Origin of the sequence: Gracilimonas sp. (genome assembly GCF_040218225.1) — a bacterium.
Taxonomy (GTDB): domain Bacteria; phylum Bacteroidota; class Rhodothermia; order Balneolales; family Balneolaceae; genus Gracilimonas.
This window is the reverse complement of record NZ_JAVJQO010000009.1, coordinates 21,503-44,275: the sequence shown is the minus strand read 5'-3', so window position 1 is coordinate 44,275 and position 22,773 is coordinate 21,503. Positions and strand designations below refer to the sequence as shown.

At 42.5% G+C, this 22,773-nt stretch carries 17 protein-coding genes; 11 read left to right on the top strand and 6 right to left on the bottom strand.

The window, feature by feature from the left end:
• Together RIB15_RS15655 and RIB15_RS15650 are read right to left on the bottom strand one after the other, a co-directional pair.
• Positions 1-1,530: tail fiber domain-containing protein (locus RIB15_RS15655; protein ID WP_350203114.1), on the bottom strand; the 1,530-nt coding region annotated here is incomplete at its 3' end.
• Positions 1,531-1,549: 19 nt separating this feature from the next.
• Positions 1,550-2,059, bottom strand: coding sequence for a T9SS type A sorting domain-containing protein (locus tag RIB15_RS15650; RefSeq protein WP_350203113.1), 510 nt, complete (start codon positions 2,057-2,059; stop codon positions 1,550-1,552).
• Positions 2,060-2,302: 243 nt separating this feature from the next.
• Here RIB15_RS15650 and RIB15_RS15645 point away from each other — a divergent pair, with 243 nt between their 5' ends.
• The 6 genes from RIB15_RS15645 (at position 2,303) to RIB15_RS15620 (ending at position 9,696) form a co-directional block, all read left to right on the top strand.
• Positions 2,303-3,301, top strand: a complete 999-nt coding sequence (locus RIB15_RS15645) for a sensor histidine kinase (RefSeq protein WP_350203112.1) — start codon at positions 2,303-2,305, stop codon at positions 3,299-3,301.
• Positions 3,302-3,356: 55 nt separating this feature from the next.
• The gene (locus tag RIB15_RS15640) at positions 3,357-4,025 is read left to right on the top strand and encodes a septal ring lytic transglycosylase RlpA family protein (protein ID WP_350203111.1); all 669 of its coding nucleotides are present in this window, start codon (positions 3,357-3,359) and stop codon (positions 4,023-4,025) included.
• A gap of 62 nt (positions 4,026-4,087) precedes the next feature.
• On the top strand, positions 4,088-5,566 hold the full coding sequence (locus tag RIB15_RS15635) for a phytoene desaturase (protein ID WP_350203110.1): 1,479 nt from the start codon (positions 4,088-4,090) through the stop codon (positions 5,564-5,566).
• A 155-nt stretch (positions 5,567-5,721) separates the two neighbouring features.
• Positions 5,722-6,804 (top strand): PAS domain-containing sensor histidine kinase, encoded by a 1,083-nt coding sequence (locus RIB15_RS15630; RefSeq protein ID WP_350203109.1) that lies wholly within the window; start codon positions 5,722-5,724, stop codon positions 6,802-6,804.
• Between the two features lie 175 nt (positions 6,805-6,979).
• Complete coding sequence (locus RIB15_RS15625; RefSeq protein WP_350203108.1) at positions 6,980-9,301, top strand: T9SS type A sorting domain-containing protein; 2,322 nt, start codon at positions 6,980-6,982, stop codon at positions 9,299-9,301.
• Positions 9,302-9,375: 74 nt separating this feature from the next.
• Positions 9,376-9,696 carry a hypothetical protein gene (locus tag RIB15_RS15620; protein WP_350203107.1) on the top strand — a complete coding sequence of 107 codons (321 nt, stop codon included), beginning with the start codon at positions 9,376-9,378 and terminating at the stop codon, positions 9,694-9,696.
• On the opposite strand, the gene RIB15_RS15615 is transcribed toward RIB15_RS15620, so the two are convergent.
• The 3 genes from RIB15_RS15615 to sqr are packed head-to-tail and all read right to left on the bottom strand — an operon-like array spanning position 9,693 to position 11,832.
• A complete protein-coding gene (locus RIB15_RS15615) occupies positions 9,693-10,190 on the bottom strand; it encodes a DsrE/DsrF/DrsH-like family protein (RefSeq protein ID WP_350203117.1) in 498 nt (165 codons plus the stop codon). The two genes, RIB15_RS15620 and RIB15_RS15615, sit on opposite strands and share 4 nt — an antisense overlap.
• A 53-nt stretch (positions 10,191-10,243) precedes the next feature.
• Entirely contained in the window at positions 10,244-10,558 is a 315-nt protein-coding gene (locus tag RIB15_RS15610; protein WP_350203106.1) for a TusE/DsrC/DsvC family sulfur relay protein, read from the bottom strand.
• Positions 10,559-10,578: 20 nt separating this feature from the next.
• Positions 10,579-11,832 carry a type III sulfide quinone reductase, selenoprotein subtype gene (gene sqr, locus RIB15_RS15605; RefSeq protein ID WP_350203105.1) on the bottom strand — a complete coding sequence of 418 codons (1,254 nt, stop codon included), beginning with the start codon at positions 11,830-11,832 and terminating at the stop codon, positions 10,579-10,581.
• 191 nt (positions 11,833-12,023) lie between these two features.
• On the opposite strand from sqr, the gene RIB15_RS15600 reads away from it, so the two are divergent.
• Positions 12,024-13,589: an amidase gene (locus RIB15_RS15600; RefSeq protein WP_350203104.1), complete on the top strand. Its 1,566-nt coding sequence runs from the start codon at positions 12,024-12,026 to the stop codon at positions 13,587-13,589.
• A gap of 90 nt (positions 13,590-13,679) precedes the next feature.
• Here RIB15_RS15600 and fsa read toward each other — a convergent pair whose 3' ends face one another.
• The gene (gene fsa, locus RIB15_RS15595) at positions 13,680-14,339 is read right to left on the bottom strand and encodes a fructose-6-phosphate aldolase (RefSeq protein WP_350203103.1); all 660 of its coding nucleotides are present in this window, start codon (positions 14,337-14,339) and stop codon (positions 13,680-13,682) included.
• A gap of 189 nt (positions 14,340-14,528) precedes the next feature.
• On the opposite strand from fsa, the gene RIB15_RS15590 reads away from it, so the two are divergent.
• The 4 genes from RIB15_RS15590 (at position 14,529) to RIB15_RS15575 (ending at position 22,589) form a co-directional block, all read left to right on the top strand.
• Positions 14,529-15,875, top strand: coding sequence for an efflux RND transporter periplasmic adaptor subunit (locus RIB15_RS15590; RefSeq protein ID WP_350203102.1), 1,347 nt, complete (start codon positions 14,529-14,531; stop codon positions 15,873-15,875).
• Positions 15,876-15,877: 2 nt separating this feature from the next.
• Complete coding sequence (locus RIB15_RS15585; RefSeq protein ID WP_350203101.1) at positions 15,878-19,006, top strand: efflux RND transporter permease subunit; 3,129 nt, start codon at positions 15,878-15,880, stop codon at positions 19,004-19,006.
• Positions 19,003-22,125, top strand: a complete 3,123-nt coding sequence (locus RIB15_RS15580) for an efflux RND transporter permease subunit (protein WP_350203100.1) — start codon at positions 19,003-19,005, stop codon at positions 22,123-22,125. Before RIB15_RS15585 ends, RIB15_RS15580 begins: the two co-directional genes overlap by 4 nt.
• Positions 22,126-22,280: 155 nt before the next feature.
• Positions 22,281-22,589: a YtxH domain-containing protein gene (locus tag RIB15_RS15575; protein WP_350203099.1), complete on the top strand. Its 309-nt coding sequence runs from the start codon at positions 22,281-22,283 to the stop codon at positions 22,587-22,589.
• The last annotated feature ends 184 nt before the right edge of the window (positions 22,590-22,773 follow it).

The following is a 22,773-nucleotide window of genomic DNA, read 5'->3' as shown; positions in this document are numbered from 1 at the left end:
CATTCCTTTGATGAGCACCGGAATCAGCTCCGTGTAGTTCATGGTTTTATATTCCATGGTTTTCTCAATTTCAGTTTCTGATATGGCGTCAGGACCTTGCCCGTCTACCTTCATTTCAGAATAAGTATGAAGATTATTTTTGACCAGCGAAGGCAGAACTTGTTCTACTTCCTGAGCAATAAGCCCATAATGCAGACCGGAAGAAAGCTTCAGTCCTTTATACTCTCCATTACCCCGAAAATGATAGGTGGTGGGGTTTAGCTTCATGATAGTACTCAACCCATTTTGCAGCGGCTGAATATTTTCTTTCAGATTACGGTCAGAGGTTTGGGTAATACCCCCTGTATGACGGATATCACCATTTACTTGAAGGTCATGATTTACTTCTACCAAGCCATGAAAAACGGCCGCTGTATCAGCATGAATATCTAAACCAATATTTGAGATCCCATTATTGACATACATCTGCATACCAATATTTTTGGTTGCCCCATCAACTACTCCAAAATATCCCCGGTTTAAAGTTTGTGATCCTTTCACAAGGGTTTCAACACCATTATTAATACCAATAGCAGTTGCTTCATTATGAAATGCTCCAGCTATATTTATTCTTCCGCCTTGATCTCCATAAACAAATCCTCTAATTCCCAGGTTTCCATTTAAGTTATCACGAGCCCAGCCCACGAAACCAACATTATAGCCACCTACATTTCCCTCGGCTTCACGAGGATCTCCTAAAGGCACTATTTCTCCATCACCAGGGCCAAGGCCTACACCAAATCCCCCAATGTTTTCTCTTCCCTGAGAACGAGCCTGACCATATAACCCGTAACGCCGGCCGCCTGTACCAGCATCGTTGATTGCTGAACCTATGACTCCTATTTGAGTACCTGTTCCATCTCCTGGAGCCGTTCCGAATACTCCATACATAGTATTGGCATTAGAAGAGGTTGAATTTGCTGTACCAATAACACCATAATTTACTCCATCTGTGCTGGAGTTACCTCTGATAGCAGCCAAACCAGAATTACCGATCGCGCTCACAGTAAATGATGTATCTCCTTCCGTTGTATTAAGAGTATACTCTGTAATTGGTTCAGTGCTTCCGCTTCCTTCATTTACTACATCATGAGCAAGCAAAGCATATGGAACAGATAGAAGTCGTGTAGTTCCAAGTTCTTCGTACTCTGTTCCACCGGCAGCATCGATTTCCAGTTTCACATAATAATTATCAGATGACCAGTCGATGGTACTGAAATCATCTTCCGAAGTGCCTTCACCAATCACAATCTGAAAAGAGCCTGCCGCACTTGTAGTTGGTGTTTGAGTTTCGATATACACGGCCGTTCCTGTTTCACTTCCCTGAAGCACACTTACCCGCACGCCAAGTTCCGAATTAGTTATCAGATCGCCATCTGCATTCCTTGCCACTGCCTGAAAATTGAATCCCTGGGGAACCTGTGCCATCACTTCAGCTGCGAATAATACAGCCAATATCGTAAAAATTAGTTTGTAGAATATTTTATTCATTTTATTGTCCTTTTTTAAATTACTTGATCAAAAGCATTTTTTGAGTTGATATAACTTTACCATCTGCTATAAACCGGTAGAAATACATACCGCTGGCAAAAGTTGAAGCATTAAAACGAAGTGTGTAACTGCCCGCTGGTTTTCGCCCTTCAGCAAGTATTGCCACTTTTGCACCTATCGAATTAAAAACTTCCAGCCTGATTTCTGATGACCTTGGTAAGTCAAAGGAAATGTTTGTGGAAGGATTAAATGGGTTCGGATAGTTCTGCCTTAACCGAAATGTAACCGGCAAGTCATCCTTTGGAATTTCATTAGATGTAGACACTAGGTCATTGCCATTACTGAATCCCCCTGCTACACTTATAGAGTTACCACTAAAGTTACCAACCAGTGCTTCACCAGCCGTAAAGCTGAGCGTCATAGTTGAGCTTTCTAGTGTGCCGCCCATAAATGAAATTACACTTTGAGCTTGCGTTGCAGAACTTATTAAGAGTCCGCACAGAACAAGCAGAGTTTTGTATAACCGCATAGTTTTATTATTTGATTTGTATTGTTTTAGATCTTTACAAAGCACTAAACAACGGATTAAATATTATTGTACTCTTTTTCCTTTGATAAAAAACTACCTGATCGGGTGGTTTTTTTGCAGTTCTAATAATCAAAGGACTGCGATTTAGAAAAAATTTCCGGAAAAATTTTTCGAAAATGATTTTATCAAAGCATAAGCCTATATTCCTCAAACTTTAGGAAATACAGCTTTTAAGGGTAACAAATGATTGGCGGCACATACCTGGCAGGTATGTTAATCGTCTCACTAAGCTTCTGGGATAGATTGTGTGCTATTTCAGTGGGTGAGGTAGGATTAAACTATCTGCTCGATTTTAACCCATTGGGATTACTTCATTTTGCAGGAAGTTTAGATTGGCTTACCCGTGAGGCTCTCATCATATTATTTTCTATCTCACTAATAGGTCTTTTGATTCTGGGCACTATCCTTCTTTCCTACAAAAAACAGCAGGAACGTCAGGATGCTCTAAATAAATCTTTAAGTGACGGCGCCAGAAACCTTTCCCACCTCAACGATAATATCCACCGCTTCATTGGTGTAGTATCACACGATTTACGCAGTCCTCTTAGTTCCATCACAGCTATATCAGAGCTCCTGGCAATGGATGCAGATAAACTCCCTCCTGAAGAGATCGAGGAATATGCTGGCAACATTCATGACTTGACCATGCGCATTAATAATCTGGTCAGCAACATGATGGACGCCAATAAAATTGAACTAGGTGAAGTTAAGATTAATCCAAAACCGATTTCTGCAGAACAAACCGTTACCGAAGTTTTCAATTCCCTCAGAATTTTAGGAGAGAAAAAATCTATTAAAACCTCCTTGAAAATTGAGGATAATATACCTGATGTCTTAGCTGATCAAGACGCGTTAACCCGGGTACTGGAAAACCTGGTTAATAATGCCTATAAATTCTCCCGGCCAAACTCTGAAGTAACCATCACTGTACAACATCTCTCAAATACAGATAAGGTTAAAATTAGTGTTGGTGATGAAGGACCTGGCTTCACGAAAGAGGATAAAAAGAGACTGTACAGTAAGTTCTCTAAATTATCTGCCGCCCCAACTGGTGGTGAAAAGACTACGGGCCTCGGACTCTTTATTGTTCAAAAATTAGTTCACAGAATGGATGGGCGCATAGAACTGGACACCGAGGCTGGCAAAGGGTCCGTGTTTTCGGTTATTCTGAAATCTGCCTGATAGCATTTCACCACAAAGCAGGATATATTTTAGTAGTTCAATTTAAATCATCTGCATGCATTCGTTTAAAGTCATTACTCTGTTTGTAGTCTCAGCAGCTATATTTTCTGCTTGTGGAGTTACAAAAAGAGGAGCTGATTTTACAGCTCCCGCTTCTTCAGAAAATGCCCGCTCCATCGAAACCGGCATTTCCAGTTGGTATGGCCCTAATTTCCATGGAAAACTAACCGCCAATGGCGAAGTTTATGACATGGATGGAGTAACAGCCGCTCACCGGACACTTCCTTTTGGAACAATTTTGTTGGTCGAAAATCTGGATAACGGAAAAACAGTTCAGGTTCGCATAAACGATCGCGGACCATATGCAAAAGACCGAATCATAGATTTATCCAGAGCTGCTGCTAAAGAAATTGATATGATTGGCCCTGGAACTGCCCGGGTAAGACTTTATCTGGTTAAAGGAGATTTGGAGAATTCGCGAATTACAGATATCAAAGTACCCACCTACACCGTTCAGCTTGGATCATATCAAACCAAGAGCGAAGCTGACAAGCATTCCGCAAAAGTTGACGGAAGTTTTGTAGAGACTGTTAAAGTAAATGGCAAAAAGTTTTACCGCGTTTATAAAGGAACCTATACAGATCCTGAAGAAGCGAAAAACGAGATGAATCGCTTAAACCAGCAAGGGCATGCAGGTTTCGTAAAACAGATTGAAAATAATTGAAATTTCGGGATTGATTAGTCCTGATTTTCCGTTTTCCGCACAAAACCTAAAATTAACTTTCAATGAAAAAGAAAATCATTGTTATAGGCAGCGGATTTGGTGGCTTAGGCGCGGCTTCCCGGCTGCTTTCTGCCGGCCATGATGTTACCATCCTCGAAAAAAGAGATAAGCTTGGCGGGCGTGCCTACGTCTATGAGAAAAACGGCTTTAAGTTTGATGGCGGTCCTACGGTTATTACGGCTCCATTTATGTTTGATGATATTTTTGAAGCAGCAGGAAAGAAACGGGAAGATTACGTGGAGTTTGTTCCCTGCGATCCCTTCTACAGAATATTTGATGCTGATGGGAAACACTTCGATTATAATAATGATCATGAGTTTACCCTGGAAGAAATCCGAAAGCGAAATCCGTCTGATATAGAAGGCTATGAGAAGTTTATCAAAACCACGAAAGCGATATTCGACAAAGGCTTCGTGGAACTGGCAGACAAGCCCTTCCTGAAGTTTACAGATATGCTGAAAGTAGCTCCTGACCTTATTAAGCTTCAGTCTTACAAAACAGTCTATAAATACGTAGAGCAGTTTATAGAGGATGACTTCCTCAAACGCTGCTTTTCATTTCACCCTCTTTTGGTAGGTGGTAATCCTTTTGATACAACTTCAATCTATGCTATGATTCACTACCTGGAACGTGAATGGGGGGTTCATTATGCGATGGGTGGAACCGGAGCCATTGTAAATGCCCTTGAGAAACTTATCCTCGAGCAAGGCGGCAACATCCATACTGAAGCTGAGGTAGAGGAAATCCTTATTACAAACGGCAAAGCAACCGGTGTAAGACTCAAGAATAGAGAAAAACTACAGGCTGATGAAGTTGTGTCTAATGCCGATGTAGCCTTCACCTACAAAAACCTAATCAACCCTGTACACCGCAAAAAATACACCGATCGCAAGATTGAGCGCACTAAGTACAGCATGTCGCTTTTTGTGATTTATTTTGGAACCAAAAAACGATACCTCGATTCCGGATTGGCTCATCATAATATTATTCTGGGCGACCGATACAAGGGATTACTGGAAGATATTTTTCATAAAAAACATCTGGCAGAAGACTTCTCTCTCTACTTACATATGCCTACCATCACTGATCCGTCTATGGCCCCGGAAGGTTGTGAAGGGTTTTATGTACTATCTCCTGTACCTCATCTGGACAGCGGTACCGACTGGAATGAAATGGCGCCCAAATACCGGGACGCTATCATGAACTTCCTGGAAGAGAACTATCTGCCCGATTTGCAGGAAAATATTATTGCTGAACACTACATAGATCCCCTGCACTTCCAAAATGTATTAAATAGCTATAAAGGATCTGCTTTTTCTGTAGAACCTATTTTGACTCAGTCGGCTTGGTTCCGGCCTCACAATAAATCAGAAGATGTTGAAAATCTATATTTCGTTGGCGCCGGCACACACCCCGGTGCAGGATTACCCGGAGTACTTTCTTCTTCAATCATAGCTCAGGATTTAATAGGAGAAGCCTGAAGCTTAAAGTTAAAACCTTGTTTCTTAGATAGAATTGGGTTGCAATAAGCTTCTAAACCTATGGTGCATTTACCGTTATTCAGTCTATGGCTGAAATTGGTTTCTCTTTCCTATATTGAAAAGAAGCTTTAGGTATTTGCAAATCTTTATACGAAATGGACAAGAATCCGGAAAAAATAACTGAATATTCATTACAACCCTTTTTTGAGCAAACGACTGACTTGTTATGCATTGCGGGCTTTGATGGTTATTTCAAAAAAATAAACCCAGCCCTCTGTAAACTTTTGGAGTATTCGAAAGAAGAGCTAATGGCTAAACCCGTCAATCATTTTGTGCACCCGGAAGACAAGCAAATTACGGCGAAGCATCGACAAAATATTCATGCGGGGAAGCCATTACTGAACTTTGAAAACCGTTATATCTCTAAAAGCGGAAAAACGTTATGGTTTTCGTGGACATCTATTCCCCAGGCCGATAAAGAGGTTGTATATGCCATTGCTAAAAATATCACACATAAGAAAAAGCTTGAACAGAAAAGAAATAAGCTTTTATCTGAATTAACCCAATCCAACAAGCAGCTAAAGCAACTGAACTTTAGCACCTCTCATGATTTAAGGTCTCCCATCAGCAGTATACTCACTATTTTTGGGTTGATGGATATTTCCAATATCAAGGAACCTGAAACCAGAGAGTTTGTGGAGTTGCTTAAAACATCCACGGAAAAACTTAAGAGAACTCTGGATCAACATATTGATGGGCTAAAAAATAATAAGACACTGCATATTCCTGTCGGGGACTTGAATATTGCGGACGTACTGAAATCTGTAATTAACTCCCTAGAATCCCTCATATCAGATTCAGAAACCACTTTTGATATTAATCTGGATGATTTTCAAATCATAGAATTTCACCCCGATTACCTTGAAAGTATTTTTCTAAACCTTATTTCGAACTCCATTAAATATGCCCATCCCGACCGGCCTCCGGTTATTTCCATCACCACACAAATAGCTGAGGGTAAAAAGCAGCTTATATTCTCTGATAATGGGCGGGGTTTTGATAGTGAAAAACAAGGGGAAAAAGTTTTTGGGCTGTATCAAAAATTTCATGATCTCGAAGACAGTAAAGGTATTGGTCTTTATTTAGTATATAATCATGTTAGCAGTCTGGGTGGTCATATTTCTGTTGATAGCAAGGTCGATATCGGGACTACTTTTACAATCACCTTTCAAGGCTAAGAAACTGAGCCTGCCCGCAACCCAGAACTACATTCCTGGAATATCCCTATTGGCACCTACCACTGAAAATGATATTTTTTAGAGAAGGAAAGACTTTAGATGAAAATTTAATTTTGTGACTAAAAACATCTTTTTCAGGCCTCACTTATATATCATTCTTTTATGCTTATCGGGCTTGGGTGAAGTTTACGCACAATTTTCCGGTGGTTCAGGTTCAGCGAATGATCCGTATCAAATATCTGATATACAGCAGCTTCAGGAAGTCAGTAATCATCTGGATAAACATTTCATTCTTGTTAATGATATTGAAGCAGCTGAAACTTCATCCTGGAATGATGGAAAAGGATTTCTACCGATTGGCTCAAATGATAAGGGATTTACAGGGAGCCTTGATGGAAAGGATTTTAGAGTTAACAAGCTTAATATAAACCGTCCTAATTCAGAATATGTTGGCTTATTTGGACTGCTAAACAATGCTGAATTGCAGAATATTCATCTGGATAGCATTTTCATAAAAGGCGGAAATACAACCGGGAGTCTTGCTGGCCGTGCATCAAAAAGTACGATCTCAGGTTCTTCAGTTACAGGAAAGATAACAGGCAGAACATATGTGGGTGGCATAGTTGGTTTTAACCGGGGAAGGGTTGAAAACACGGAGAGCAAAACTTCTGTCATTGGTCGCTCTTATGTAGGAGGCGTAACCGGAATTAACCGGGGTCGAGTTATTCGGGCTGTAGCTGAGGCTCAGGTCTCGGGAACCGGACATAATATTGGCGTATTGGTTGGAAATAATTATGATGGCTTGATCTCAGAATCAATATCATCTGGCTCAGCTACCGGAGAAGAAGCCTCTTCGGTTGGAGGCCTTACCGGAAGTAATGGAGGAATAATCACTCGTTCTTTTTCAACAGCTGCTGCATCCGGAAGGTCGTATGTGGGGGGATTGGTCGGAAATAATCACTCTGGTGAGATACAATGGTCGTATTCATCTGGAGATGTGAAAGGGTTTAATCTGGTAGGTGGTTTAGCTGGGGTAAACCGCAAAGATGGAATCATCGAAGAATGCTATACGACCAGCAAAGTTGAAGGAACCATTGATGCCGGGGGGTTTATCGGGGTGAACCGTGATCCGGTAAAAGCTGGTTTCTGGAATAAAGATTCCTCAACACAGAAAAAACCCCTAAGTAAGGGTACTATGGAGGGCATATCTGCTGTTTCTGCTGCCCAAATTACAGGAGCTGAAAGCTATCAGCATTTGAAGGGGTTTTCATTTAATAAAATCTGGGGTTATGTGCCCGATAAAACCCCACAACTGTTATGGACCATGCCTTATTTCGTAATTACTGAAGTTGAAGGAGCGTCTTCCATAACCAGTGGTGATTTAATCGAGTTTGAAGTCGCTGTAAAAAATGCGGGGTACTACTCTGACACAAATGACATCATACTTAATGACGGAAAAGGAACTGAACTAGACCAATTATTCGACATCTCACTCGATCCCGGAGAAGACACTACTTTTTCGATGATATGGCAGTCTACAGTAAATGATAAGGGAGAATACGATCTCAGTTTTGAAAGTCAGTTCTACAAAAAAATCTTTCCCCTGAAAGTCTTTCGTATACCTGAAATCGTAGAACTGGAACAGCCTTTTGGCTTGGAAGAGCACATTAATACCTCTCCCACTTTTAGTTGGGAAGAAGCATTTTTGGCTGATCATTATCAGTTGCAAATTTCTGATAATGAAGATTTTAGCCCTGTCAAATTCAATATTACTGATATTGATACTACCACATATACCCTGAAAGAGCCTTTAGAATATCTAAGCTATTATCACTGGCGGGTACGAGGTACAAATGCCGACGAGATGGGGCCTTGGAGTGAACCTTCTGAGTTTATCACCATTATAGAAAGACCGGAAGTTGTTGAATTAAAAACACCCGAAGATGAAGCCGAAGATGCTTCCACAAAACCTTTTTTTTCCTGGTATGAAACAAAACGAGCCGAAAACTACCGGCTTCAATTAGCCTCAGACGAAGAATTTGAAGAGGTGATCTTCGATTCCACTTTTATTGCAACTGACTCTTCCCTGACTTTCGAGAAGAACCTTCCTTCCAAACAGCAATTATTCTGGCGTATGCAAGCGACCAATATTGGAGGGAACTCGGACTGGTCTGAGGAGAGAAGCTTTAAAGCAGTACGTTCTCCGGTCAGAAAATCGGCGTTCAGCAATAATCTGGAATATAAACTGGAACAAAACTATCCCAACCCCTTTAATCCTATAACATTCATACGATACAGCATTCCGGAAGCTACCCATGTAGAAATAGAAGTGCTAAATATGCTTGGACAAACGGTAGCCACCCTGGAAGATGACTATAAATCAGCTGGCTGGCATACTGTTACTTTTGATGCTTCTAAACTATCCAGTGGGTTTTATATTTACCGCATTAAAACCGAGGACTTTTCGGCATCCAGAAAGTTATCCCTGGTTAAGTAAAAGCTCGTTTATTCATCAAATCTTTACTAAAGCTTCTTAAAATCCGATAATTTCTAATCAGAAAAGGAGTTTACATGAAAACAGCCATTGCCATTTTCATGACCCTTCATGGCCTCATCCATCTCCTTGGCTTTTTAAAAGCATACCAATTTGCAGATTTTGGAGAATTAAAACTTCCTGTTTCTAAAACAGCAGGTACTTTCTGGCTGATCAGTTTTATTCTCATTATCTCGGCCGTTAATCTTTATATGGCTGAAAACAGTCTGTATCTTGGTCTTGGTTTTTCCGCTATCCTGATCTCACAAGTAATGATCATAGGTGCTTGGGATGATGCTAAATACGGTACCATCCCAAACATTATCTTTGGGGTGCTTTTACTTTTAAGTTTTAATTAGGTGAATATAATTTCTGCACCAGCCGACTTCTCATAGAATTCACCTACTGAAAGTATACCATCCAGTTCGTCACAGAAATCTTCCTCCGTAAGATGGAACATATCAACCGATGCTCTGCATGCATAAAGTTGACCGCCCGCATCATGTATCATCTCGAGGAACTCTCTAACCGGCGGGATATCCAGCTTTTCCATCTCTGCCTTCATTCTACTGGTAGCAAATGCTGACATCCCCGGCAGTCCGCCTATCATTGTAGGAATATGCATAGCAGGATTGCCAACAGTAGCTACTTTCAAGTGATCCATTTTTTTGTTGATGATTGCCTCCATCCCAAAAAAAGTAAAGAACATGGTTGCTTCAATTCCTTCCATACGCGCTCCGTTTGCCATAATTAAGCCAGGATACACTCCCTCCAACGATCCCTTGGAAATAATTATAGATACTCTTTCTATCGGTTTGGCTTTTTCTTCACGATCATAAAGACCGGCGTTCATTGTTTGAGATTCGAATTTATCCATAACACCTCCTCCTTAACCATTGTTAATATTTAAATGCATCCTTTTGGCTTGGGAAGGCCCGCAATTTTAGCTGCCTTCTTTGCCGGACCTTTTGGGAAAAGTGCATACAGTTCTTTTGTTGAAACTCTACTCTGTTTATTAAGCTTCCTAATTGAAGGAGCATCTCCCTTTTCATCAAATTCTTTGCGCATGAAATTGATGACCGTCCAGTGCCGGTCGGTTAACTCCCCTACATCTTCCAGATAAGCCAGTTCCTGAGCTAGTGCTTCTGACCAATCTTCACGATTAGCTAAGTGACCGTCTTTATCATATTCCAATTGTTTATTTAATAGTTTAACATCCATCACAAACCTCAGTTTTTTGTTTATGAAAATCCATTTTTCACATTCGGGTAATATTTGCCAGACATACTCATTTTTGATTCAAGAGGCATATCCATTCCCTTTAGCAGCACGTTCCAATAGAGCCACTTGAATCCCATTTTCCCCAGGTGATTCATCCTGGTTTCCTTTAGCAAAGAGAAAGGACCAACGACGGGAATAGGAAATTTACCCGGCAGTGGCTCTACCTCATAGTTGAAATCAATGAGCAAACCTTTTCCGTCTCCTGATTCTATAAAACAGTTAGCGTGACCATCAAAACTCGCGGTCATAGGGCGACCCTTAATAATATTCATAAGGTTCTCAAATAGAATCTCTGACTCAAAATGGGCTACGGATCCTGCTTTGGATGTTGGAAGGTCGGTAGCATCACCAATTACAAAGATATTCTCCCATTCTTTGGATTGAAGTGTATGTTTATCGGTTGGAACAAAATTCAGCTCATCCCCCAACCCACTTCTTTCGATAGCTTTATTCCCCATGTTTGTAGGAATTGTAACAAGCAGGTCAAAATCTACTTCTCTTTCATCCCAGGAAACAATCTTTTTCCTTTCATTATCTACCCAGCCAATATTGAATTCGGTGACAATTTTAATTCCCTTGTCACTCATGAACCCTCCAAGTTCAGCGGCGGCAACCGGTTTTGTAAAAGCACTATCCAATGGTGTAACAAGAATGATTTCCACTTGTTCACGCATTCCTCTTTTTCGAAAGTAATCATCAGCCAGAAAGACGAATTCCAGAGGAGCTACCGGACATTTGATTGGCATTTCTGCAATGTTCACGACCATTTTTCCGCCTTTCCATGTTTTCAGAAATTCTGCCAGAGCTAAAGCTCCCTCAAGTGTATAAAAATCAAAAATGGAACTATACCAATGTACATCCTTCATCCCTTCAATTTCTTCCGGACAAATTTCCGTTCCGGTCGCAATAATTAAATAGTCGTATTGAAGAACATCCTGATTATCCAGATAAACCAATTTGTTCTTAGCATCAATCTGGTCAATATCTGACACGATGAATTCTGCATCCTCGGGGAGATAGTCTCTTTTGAGCTTGACAACCTCTTCCGGTTTATATATTCCAAACGGTATAAAGAGAAAGCCCGGTTGATAATAGTGATTCTCATCCTTGTCAACGATGGTCAGCTTCCACTCATCAGGCTCAAGAGCATACCTTAGTTTATTGAGCATTACCGTCCCGGCAGTTCCTGCACCTAAAATCACGATATTCTTCATGATTGCTCCCTCCCAAAATTGTTAGATTCCACCTTTTACAAAAGGCTTAAATCACTGTACACCTTTCATATGAATTTTTGATGAATAAAATATTACGCAAGCATACGCTGTAAAAACTTCCAATTACACTGGAAATCCATCCCTTCCCTTGTATATTCCATCCTCAATTAATGGATTAACCAACCTTACCCATGAAACAACTTTCACTCTATTTACTGTCCGCTTTTTTATTATTCATTGCCTGCGAGCCACAATCCGGATATCATAAACTGGACCTTGAAGAAATTACCATTACTGAATTACAAGCCGGATATGAGAATGGGGATTTTACTATCCAGGATATAACCGATGCCTACCTGAAACGCATTGAGGCAATCGATGATTTTGGGCCCCAGCTCAACTCAATGATTTATATAAACCCAAATGCCATGGAAGTTGCACGGCAGCTGGATGAAGAACTGCAAGCGGGCACCAAAAGAGGCCCTCTGCATGGAATTCCGGTTGTACTGAAAGACAATATTGACACTTACGATATGCCAACTACAGCCGGGGCAAACATCATGAAAGGTTCTGTTCCTGATCAGGATGCCTTTATCACTCAAAAACTAAGAGATGCCGGTGCTATCATTATTGGTAAAGCCAACCTGAGTGAATGGGCTAATTTTCATAGTAATTTTTCATCCAGTGGCTGGAGTGCTTTAGGCGGACAAACACACAATCCGTACGATGTTACCCGAAACCCGTGTGGTTCCAGCGCCGGTTCGGGAGCTGCGGCTTCGGCAAATTTAGCCGTCTTTGCCATTGGCACTGAAACGAATGGATCTATCACCTGTCCTTCTTCAGCAAACGGGTTGGTTGGTATCAAACCAACCGTAGGATTATTAAGCCGTTCGGGAATCATTCCTATTTCGCATACCCAGGACACTCCCGGACCTATGACCCGCACCGTTGAAGACGCTGCTATCGCGCTTGGAACCATGGTTGGTATAGATGAGGCAGACTCTAAAACCGCTGCAAGCGAAGGGAATTTTCATGCCGACTACACTCAATTTCTCAATGCAAATGGATTAGAAGGCAAACGAATCGGGCTATGGACCGGCTCGCTTGGCGGGCATCACCGCGTAGATACCCTGATGCACCAAACCGTTCGGTTTTTGGAAAGCCAGGGAGTAACTGTAATCGAGATCGACCGCATCTCGTCAGAAAATGTGGGCGGAGACTCTTTCCAGGTATTGCTTTATGAATTCAAAGATGGACTGAATAAATACTTTGCTTCGCTTGGTGATGATGCTCCGGTTAAATCCATGTCTGAATTGGTTGACTCTACCCTGGCTGACTCTGTAGAAATGCATTACTTCGATCATGATCTTTTGATTACTGCCAGTCAAAAGGGGGATTTAACTTCCGAAGAATATACCAATGCACTGTCCCGAATGATGAAATTCACCCGCGAGGAAGGCATCGATAAGGTAATGGATGAGCATAACCTGGATGCTATTATTGGACCAACCGGCGGACCTGCATGGAAAACCGACCTTACCAATGGCGATAATTTTGCTGTTTCTTCCAGTTCCCCTGCCGCCCGTGCGGGATATCCAAACATTACAGTTCCCATGGGATATATTGATGGCTTGCCTGTGGGAATTTCATTCTTTGGAAGAGCATGGAGTGAACCCGAACTTCTCGAAATAGCTTATGCTTTTGAACAAGGCACGAAGGTCAGAAAAGCTCCTGAATTTAAAAATGCCGGTTTGTAGAAACTAAAAAAGCGGAGGGAAATTCCTCCGCTTTTAAATTTATACGGTTATATACATCCTTGATTCTACTCAGGAATCGCTAAGTAATTCTTAGTCTTCCAGGCTTTTTTGAAGCTTATCCCAATCAGCCAGGAAGCGCTCAAGCCCGCTGTCGGTCAGTGGATGTTTTAGCAAGCTCTTAATTACACCAAGAGGCATAGTAGCTACATCTGCTCCTTCTTTTGCACATTCAAGCAGATGCATTGGGTGACGGATACTTGCAGCCAATACTTCCGTTTCGTATCCGTAGTTGTCATAAATAGTGACGATATCACGAATCAGCTGCATGCCGTCGGATGAAATATCATCCAAACGACCTAAAAATGGGGATATGTAAGTAGCTCCGGCTTTTGCTGCTATCAGCGCCTGTGTGGGAGAAAAGCACAAGGTACAGTTTGTTTTGATTCCTTCTTCAGAAAAAGTTTTAATCGCTTTAATGCCATCTTTAATCAAAGGAACTTTAACCACCACGTTGTCGGCAATTTTTGCAATATTCCGGCCTTCCTTCACGATATCGTCATACTCAGTTGAAACAACCTCGGCGGAAACATCCCCGGTAACCATTTCACAAATTTTGGCGATATGTCCTTCAAAATCCCGAACTCCAATTTTAGCACAGAGGCTTGGGTTGGTCGTCACCCCATCAAGAACACCAAGGTCATTGGCTTCTTTAATTTCATCGAGATCGGCTGTGTCAATAAAAAATTTCATAAGTGAACGAAAGTTTGATTGTTATTTGTCTTCTAAAGATAAGGATTCATTTCCTCTCAATCTTGTTACAACTCGTAACTATTAATTTCTTTTTTTTACAAAACAAGACCTTGTAAAATCAAACTTTATAATGAACTTAAGCTGTTCAACCTTTAGGGTCTAAAAAGACTAAAATTCAATCAAGACAAAGTGAAAATATCTTATTTACAAATTGCTGTTCTTAGCTTATTACTAATTAGCTGTGGCAATGATAATTCGAATGAAAATAGTCGGTCTGGTTTTTCTGGATTTAGTGGCCGTCAGGCTACCAGTGTAGAAACCAGCGAAGTCGAAATCGATGCTATAGCCGATCAGGTTCGCTCTTTTGGTAACGTAAAAGCTCAAAACGTAATTTCGGTTTTACCACAGGTTAGCAATCGCATTACCGAAATCTATGTTGATCTTGGAGACACGGTACGTCAGGGAGAAGCACTCGCTAAAATTTACGATGCCACGTTCAGAGATCAGCTCAGTCAGGCGAAATCTCAATTACAGCAAAGCCAGATCGCCCTTCGCAGAGACAGCTCAGAATATATAAGGCAACAAAGCCTGATGGAGCGCGATTTAACCAGCGAATCAGCATTAGATATTGCACAAGCAGCCTATCAGAGTTCAAGGGCACAGTTTGAGTCAGCGCGTTCTGCACTCACACAAGCACAAGAGGATTTTAATAACACCGTTGTTCGATCTCCGGTAAATGGAGTGGTTACATCAAGAGCTCTCGAGGTTGGTGATTTAGCCACTAATGGAACGGAGTTATTCCAGGTCGCCAGTACCAATGGGTATGAATCAAGAATATATCTGCCCGTTCAGGACTGGAGGGCTGTAAAGATTGGACAAGAAGTTAGTTTGCGAGTTTCAAATGAAAGCGGAGTAAGTGCTAAAGGCGTTGTATCCCGCAAAAGCCCTCAACTGGATGCCACTACGGGACTTGGTGAAGTTGTTATTACGCTTACTTCCAGAGGTAATTCCATTTATCCGGGGGTTTTAGTTGAGAACATTATCAATATCACTACCAAAGATCGGGCAATGGTTGTACCCCGAAGTGCACTGGTGGAACAGGTAGAGACGGTAATCAACCCGGAAACAAATACCATTGACCTGGAACGAAGTTATTCCGTGTTTGTCTCACGAGGAGATACGGTTGCGGAACGCCGTGAACTTGAATTGGGAATTGAACAGGGAGATCGAATTGAGGTTCTCAGCGGTCTGCTTCCAAGTGATAAAATTATTGTAACCGGCCAAAGCGGGCTGGATGATGGTGCACGCATTCAGGTTGCATCCGGAGAACGATTCCAGACCCCGCAACAACGACAGCTTGGAAATCAGGAGCAGAACTCTGCATCAGGAGAAAGGCAAAACCCACTGGATAATATGAGTGAAGCAGAACGTGCAGAAGCACGTGAAAAGATGCAGGATATGTCTCGGGAAGAGCGCATGGCTTATCTTCGCGACTTAAGACAACAACAAGCTGATTCAACCTCAAACGAGCAGTAAGCATGGGATCTTTATCCAAATTAGCGGTTGATCGCCCTATTACATTTTTGATGTCTACCCTGATCCTTCTGGGGTTTGGATTTTATGGATTACAGAATCTGAGATTAAATCTATATCCGGATGTTTCATTTCCAACCATTACCGTTTACACCAGTTATGAAGGCGTAGCCCCGGAAGACATTGAAACGCTGGTGACCCGCCCCATCGAAGAATCTGTTGGGAGTATTAGTGGTATCCGTAAAGTTCGCTCTCTTTCAAGTCAGGGTGCTTCTGTCGTAAAACTGAATTTTGAATGGGGAACGGATCTATACCAAGCTGAAAACGACGTGCGGAAAGAGCTGGGTTTTGTGGAACGCCAAATTCCGGATGACGCCGAAACCCCGCTTGTGTTTTCTTACGACCCCAATCAGGAACCTATTGTCGTGCTTACCCTGACCTCCAATGCCCGTAGCCCGCGCGAGTTACGCACGTACTCAAAACAGGTATTAGAACAGCGTATTGAACGCATTAATGGGATTGCTTCCGCTGAGACTTCCGGTGGACTTGAGCGGCAGATAAACGTACGCATCAACAATGAACAGATGCGGCTTTACAATATTACCATTCAGGAAATTGCTCAGAAACTTCAGCAGGAAAACATCCAGGTCCCCGCTGGTCAGCTCACTGAGGGAAATACAAATTACTCTTTACGTACCATCGGTGAGTTTAAAGACGTGAACCAAATTCGGAATACGATCATCACTGTTAGAGATGGACAGCCACTGCTGTTGAAAGATATTGCCAGCGTAGATGATGGTATCGCTCAACCCATCGGTAATGTCCGGGTAAATGGCGAAGATGGAATCATTGTAAATGTGTATCGCCAGAGTGATGCCAATGTGGTTACTGCGGCTAATGCTGTAGTAGATGGACTGGATGAAATTCAAGTAAGTTTGCCATCCGATGTAGAAGTGTCAGTACTCACCAACAAGGCCGACTTTATAGAACAATCCATCAGCAACCTGCTTTGGACGGGCGTTCAGGCAATTATTTTGGTTGTTCTGATATTGCTCGCCTTTTTGAGAAGCGGTCGCTCGGCGACTATTATTGCTATTTCCATCCCGGTTTCTATTGTTACTACTTTTTTAGTGATGGATCTGGCCGACCTGAGCCTGAATATCATTTCTCTTTCAGGTTTGACCCTTGCCGTGGGTCTTGTAGTTGATAATGCGGTTGTGGTACTTGAGAATATTTTCCGTTTCAGGGAACAAGGCTCCGGCCGAGATGAGGCTTCGGTAAGCGGAGCTAAAGAGGTTGCCGTTCCAATCATTGTATCCACTTTGACTACGCTGGTTGTGTTCCTTCCTATTTTGTTTGTCCCGGGCATTGCCGGGTTTTTATTCCGTGATCTCGCCCTTACCATTTCATTTTCACTGATCGTTTCTACCCTGGTGGCACTGACGCTTATCCCGTTGATGGCTTCCCAGTTTTTTAAAGATTCAGTACTTGATATGAGTGCAAATAATAAAATTGCTCGTTTCTTTGGCGATCTGCTCCAAAGACTCGAATCTACTTATCAAAACCAGCTCCAGAAAGTAATCGGTAAAAGCGGACGCGTTGTACTTGCAGCCTTCCTGTTATTTGTAGCCAGTGTTCCTCTTTTTTATGTGATTGGAGGAGAATTTTTCCCTCGGGTAGATGAGAACGCTTTTGTGCTTGAAGTACAGCGTGAACCCGGTATTAACCTTTTTGAATTGGAACGTTCGATGGCACAGGTTGAATCCATCATTCAACAAGAAGTTCCGGAAGCCCGGCTTGTTGTTTCTGATTATGGGGACAAAGAAGGTATTGAAGGGGCCGACGATCCCGGTGGTTTTACTGGTACAGTTCGGGTTGAATTGGTCTCACAAAGTGAACGGAACCGCTCGCAGGCTGAGATCACAGCATCGCTACTACGCGAGCTGCAAATTGTACCTGGAGTACAAATTCAGGAAGTTATTATCGACCCACTCAGTCCCGATGGAGAAACAGGACTGATCGTACAGATTTTTGGATACAATCCCGAAACCAAGAAAGAGTTAGCCGATGGCGTAAAATCGCGACTCCTCGATATTGATGGGATAAACAACGTATTCAGTTCAGGAGATCAGGGGCGGCCAGAGTTAAGGCTTATTATGGACCGTGAACGCATTTCCCGCCTTGGCATGAATACAAATCAGGTGGCAAGCGCAGTTAGTAATGCCGTAAAAGGAAATGTGGCTACAGCCTTCGTAGATCAGGGTGTGGAATTTGAAGTAGTGGTAGAACTTGATCCCCGCGATAAAGCTCAATCTGTAGATTTGGCAAATATACAAATACAAACTCCGGCAGGAGAATGGATGCCCTTAAAGAACCTGGCTCGTATTGAGCGCTACACCGGCCCAACTAATGTACTGCGTATCGACCAGGAACGGGTAACGGAAGTTACAGCCGAGCTTGAAGATATTGACCTTGCCACTGCTTCCGAACGAGCCCGGGCATCCCTTGATCAGGTAAACTGGCCGGATGAATACAGGTATGAAATTTCTGGTACAGCTGAAGAACAGGCAGAGTCATTTGGCTTCCTGATGATAGCATTCATGATCGCCGGTATTTTAACCTATATGGTGATGGCTTCACAATTTGAAAGTCTGGTCGAACCATTTATCATCATATTGACCATACCCCTTGCGCTAACAGGTGTACTCCTTATGCTTTGGATTACCGGCACCTCTATAAGTGTAACATCAATGGTTGGGCTTATTTTGTTAACCGGTATTGTTGTAAACAATGGTATTGTGATGATTGACTACATCAAAATTTTACAAGCACGCGGAATTGACAGGGAAAAAGCCATTGTTGATGGAGCAACCCGACGTTTACGTCCTATTTTGATGACGGCATTTACGACCATCCTCTCGATGGTGCCACTGGCATTGGAATTGGGTTCCGGTTCAGAAACATGGAGTCCAATGGCAAGAACTGTTATTGGCGGACTGACCATGAGTACTTTGTTGATGCTTTTTGTAGTGCCTTGTTTTTACAATATCATCAACAGCCTGGTTGAAAAATTCGGCTTTGACGCCGTTCATAAAGAAGACCCTTTAGCTAAACCACAAGAGGCATTGGCATGAAGCAATTTTCCGTAGCAGGAAGTATCCTAAAACGCCCTATCACGGTCATCATGACTACACTGATCGTGATCGGATTTGGAGTATTTTCATTAACCAATCTCAAGGTTACACTTTATCCATCCTTAAACATACCGGTGTTGGCTGTATCAACCGGATATAATAATGTAGCCCCGGAAGACATCAACCGAATCATTGTAAGCCCTATAGAGGGAGCACTTTCGGCTATTGAAGGAATTGAAACCCTTGAAGCCCGGGTTAGCCGCGGAAGTGCCTTTATCATTTTGCGATTACGTGAAGGTTCCGACATCCGAAAAACGGAATTAAAAGTCCGGAAAGCCATCGATCAAATTCGGGGTGAACTTCCCCAGCAGGCCCAGGAACCCGTTATTTTCCAATTTGACCCGGAAAACAGGCCCATTATGAGGCTCAGTATTGACGCTGATAACCGGGGGCTGGACGAACTTCGAAATATAGGTCTGGAATTGGTCGAAACGCGACTTGAACGGATTGAAGGGCTAGCATCTGCTGAAACTCAAGGCGGGTTAGAACGCCGTATCTATGTGGATGTCTCGCCTATGTCGCTGGCACAATACAACCTTGTTCCTTCTGATATTGAAAATGCACTACGCTCTAACAATGTTCAGCTTCCCATAGGCAATGTGGTTACTAACCGCACAAATTATAGCATACGGGCAGAATCAACTTATGAGACCGTAGAGCAAATCCGGAATACCATTATCCGTATGTCTGAAAATGGCATCCCCATTCGGGTAAAAGATGTCGCTGATGTTAGCGACGGCTTTACAGATATCACCAGTCTGGTAAAAGTAAATGGCAAAAACAGTGTCTCGGTAGAAGTCCAGAAAAATTCAGATGCCAACACGCTCGACGTGGTAAATGCCGTGAAAGAAGTGGTTCCTGAGATCAACGAAGTATTACCGCCGGGAGTCACCTTACGAGTTCTTTCTGATGAAGGAAAAACCATTGAAGACTCTATCAATAACCTGTCCCAGTCAGCTGTGGCTGCTCTGGTTGTGGTTATCCTGGTCATTCTTGTCTTTATGGGCGGATGGCGTATTTCACTGGTTGTCGCTTCTACTATACCTGTTTCTATAGCTGCCACCTTTGCGGCTATGTACGCAGCTGACCTTACCTTAAATATCCTTACAATTTCTGCTCTTGCACTCGCTATCGGGCTTTTGGTGGATAACTCCATCGTGGTAACAGAAAGCATAGCCCGAAAACTGGAAGACGGATTATCCCGGTTTGATGCCGCACTCCAGGGAACCAATGAGGTAATTGGAGCCTTGCTTGGCTCTACCCTTACTACCCTCGGGGTCTTTGTACCTATCATTATGATATCAGGAACACAAGGCGCTTTCTTCCGGGAATTTGCCTATGCCATCTGTTTTGCTATCGGGTTTTCATTCCTGTCTTCAATTATTCTGGTACCCGTAATTTCACTTTTGGCTCTGGATGCTAAACAATTCAACCAAAAGAACTGGGCTTTTAAAGGTATCTCTAAACTCGAAAAAGGCTACACCAAAATCCTGGGATGGTTTTTCCAACACAAGTGGGTTCCGCTTTTAGGAATGATAGCTATTGCAGCCGGTACATTTTTACTATACACCAACATCCCAAAAGAAGGATTTCCTGAAGCAGACTCCGGGCAAATCGATGTTAACATCAGCCTTCCGGAAGGAAGTCAGCTAATAAAGACTGCGGATGTATTGGATGAATTCAGCCGCCGGGTTGATAACATGCCGGAAGTGGAAACCATTATTACCAATATTGGCCGAAGCCGATGGAATAATTCCAGTAACAGGGGTGAAATCAGCCTGACCCTGGTCCCGGAAACACAACGCGAGATAAGCAGCACGCAATTTGCAGCTCAACTCAGACAGGAATTAACCGCGCCGGGCGTAGATGTACGTGTACGGGTTGAAGGCGGCGGACTTCGCTTTGGGCGAGGCTGGGATTCAGGTGGAAATTCAATCCGGCTTAGTTTAATTGGAGCCGATATTGAGGAATTACTGGCCATTTCCCAAAAAATTGAAGCCAGGATGATGCAGGATCCAACGGTTATTGATGTAGACAATGGCCGCACAGATCCAACACCGGAACTTCATTTTATAGCCGATCGTGAGCGGCTAGCACGCCTTGGCACAAATCTGAATACCATTGCATCGGCTATGAGAACCCAAACCCTTGGTAACAATGCCGGATACTTTATTAATGAAGGCCGGGAAATCCCCATTGAAGTCCGTACTCAAAAACAAGCTCTTACAAGCCGGGAAGAATTATTTGACCTGGAAGTATTTCAGTTTGAGGATCAGCGTATTCCAGTTGCAGCGGTAGGTGAATTCATTCCCGTACGCGGAGTTGATTCTTTCCAGCGCCGTGATCGCGAGACCGTACTTGATGTGAATATTCAAATCCAGGGAAATGCGCTTGAGTATGAGAAGGTAGTTCGTGATTTCATAGAATCTGAGATCGTTCTGCCTGACGGATACCGATACGAGTTTACCGGCGGAACACAGGAGACACAGCAGGGGCAATCTGAGTTTGGTTTTGCTCTGATGGCTGCCTTGATACTTATGTTCATGATCATGGCTTCCCTCTTTGAAAACTTCCGGGATCCATTCGTAATTTGGTTGTGTATTCCACTTGCTATGTTTGGCGCTCTTGCCTTCTTATTTATGATCGGCGACCCACTAAGTACTACCGCTAACATTGGGGTATTTATGCTGGTGGGAATTATTGTAAATAACGGAATTGTACTGGTGGATTATATGCACCTGTACACCAAAGGCATGGAAAATGATCTCTTAAAAAGAGATTCTACTCTGTTAAAAAGTATCCTGGAAGCATGTCGTCGCAGAATGAGACCCATTTTATTGACAGCGATCACAACCATCTGCTCTATGATTCCTCTTTCCCTTGAGATTGGTTCCGGAGCAGAAACATGGTCACCATTGGCAAAAGCTGTGATTGGAGGGTTAATGTTCGGGTCCATACTGACCTTATTTATTACCCCCGTTTTATCCGTATCACTCAGTATAGTAATACAATGGTTCAAGACATTATTCAGAGGTAACAAAACCGTGGCTGAGGCGTAATAATTTTTCGGCTGTCAATAGCGTATCTCAATGCGAGATTGATAATTACGCAAAATCTAGTCCACTTTTAATTTTGTATAAAAATCACGCGGAGACTTGGAATTTGGAACTTGTTTGCGCTATACTTGTTTAGAATATAAAAAGGAGAAAAAATTATGAGCAGATCATCAGATTTTATTTCAGGAATTATTTCAGGAGCCCTTGTTGGCGCTGCATTTGCATTGCTTTACGCTCCGGATACAGGCAAAAACACAAGAGACCGCCTCTCTTACAGACTCAGCAACTATTACGATGAGCTCAATGATTTAATTGAGCAACTTCGTGAAGAAAAAGAGATTTTAGTTTCTGAAGCTAAAGAGAAAGGCGACAAAGTAGTTTTAGATGCTAAAGAAAAAGCAGAAGGACTGATTAAGGAAGCCGAAGATTTATTGGAATCTATCGAAACAGCTAAGAAAAAAGCCTGATCGAATAGATTACATTTTTAAGAACTTGAAGCCCTGACCAAGAAATTGAGCAGGGCTTTTTTATTGAAAAGCTATCAACCCTGAACATGACAAACTCCTTCTCTACATCACCTTCCTCCTCAGATGCTGAATTAAATTCAGCATGACGACCCGGAGGCATAATTGGTGGGTTCTTAGAAACATC

What these genes read in the sequence shown, in the direction of transcription:
- RIB15_RS15615 (WP_350203117.1), bottom strand. Translation starts at nt 10,190, where the DNA reads ATGAACGCCGGTCTTTATGATCGTGAAGAAAAAGCCAAACCGATAGAA.
- RIB15_RS15620 (WP_350203107.1), top strand. Translation starts at nt 9,376, where the DNA reads ATGAAAACAGCCATTGCCATTTTCATGACCCTTCATGGCCTCATCCAT.
- sqr (WP_350203105.1), bottom strand. Translation starts at nt 11,832, where the DNA reads ATGAAGAATATCGTGATTTTAGGTGCAGGAACTGCCGGGACGGTAATG.
- fsa (WP_350203103.1), bottom strand. Translation starts at nt 14,339, where the DNA reads ATGAAATTTTTTATTGACACAGCCGATCTCGATGAAATTAAAGAAGCC.
- RIB15_RS15640 (WP_350203111.1), top strand. Translation starts at nt 3,357, where the DNA reads ATGCATTCGTTTAAAGTCATTACTCTGTTTGTAGTCTCAGCAGCTATA.
- RIB15_RS15575 (WP_350203099.1), top strand. Translation starts at nt 22,281, where the DNA reads ATGAGCAGATCATCAGATTTTATTTCAGGAATTATTTCAGGAGCCCTT.
- RIB15_RS15630 (WP_350203109.1), top strand. Translation starts at nt 5,722, where the DNA reads ATGGACAAGAATCCGGAAAAAATAACTGAATATTCATTACAACCCTTT.
- RIB15_RS15580 (WP_350203100.1), top strand. Translation starts at nt 19,003, where the DNA reads ATGAAGCAATTTTCCGTAGCAGGAAGTATCCTAAAACGCCCTATCACG.
- RIB15_RS15635 (WP_350203110.1), top strand. Translation starts at nt 4,088, where the DNA reads ATGAAAAAGAAAATCATTGTTATAGGCAGCGGATTTGGTGGCTTAGGC.
- RIB15_RS15650 (WP_350203113.1), bottom strand. Translation starts at nt 2,059, where the DNA reads ATGCGGTTATACAAAACTCTGCTTGTTCTGTGCGGACTCTTAATAAGT.
- RIB15_RS15645 (WP_350203112.1), top strand. Translation starts at nt 2,303, where the DNA reads ATGATTGGCGGCACATACCTGGCAGGTATGTTAATCGTCTCACTAAGC.
- RIB15_RS15585 (WP_350203101.1), top strand. Translation starts at nt 15,878, where the DNA reads ATGGGATCTTTATCCAAATTAGCGGTTGATCGCCCTATTACATTTTTG.
- RIB15_RS15600 (WP_350203104.1), top strand. Translation starts at nt 12,024, where the DNA reads ATGAAACAACTTTCACTCTATTTACTGTCCGCTTTTTTATTATTCATT.
- RIB15_RS15610 (WP_350203106.1), bottom strand. Translation starts at nt 10,558, where the DNA reads ATGGATGTTAAACTATTAAATAAACAATTGGAATATGATAAAGACGGT.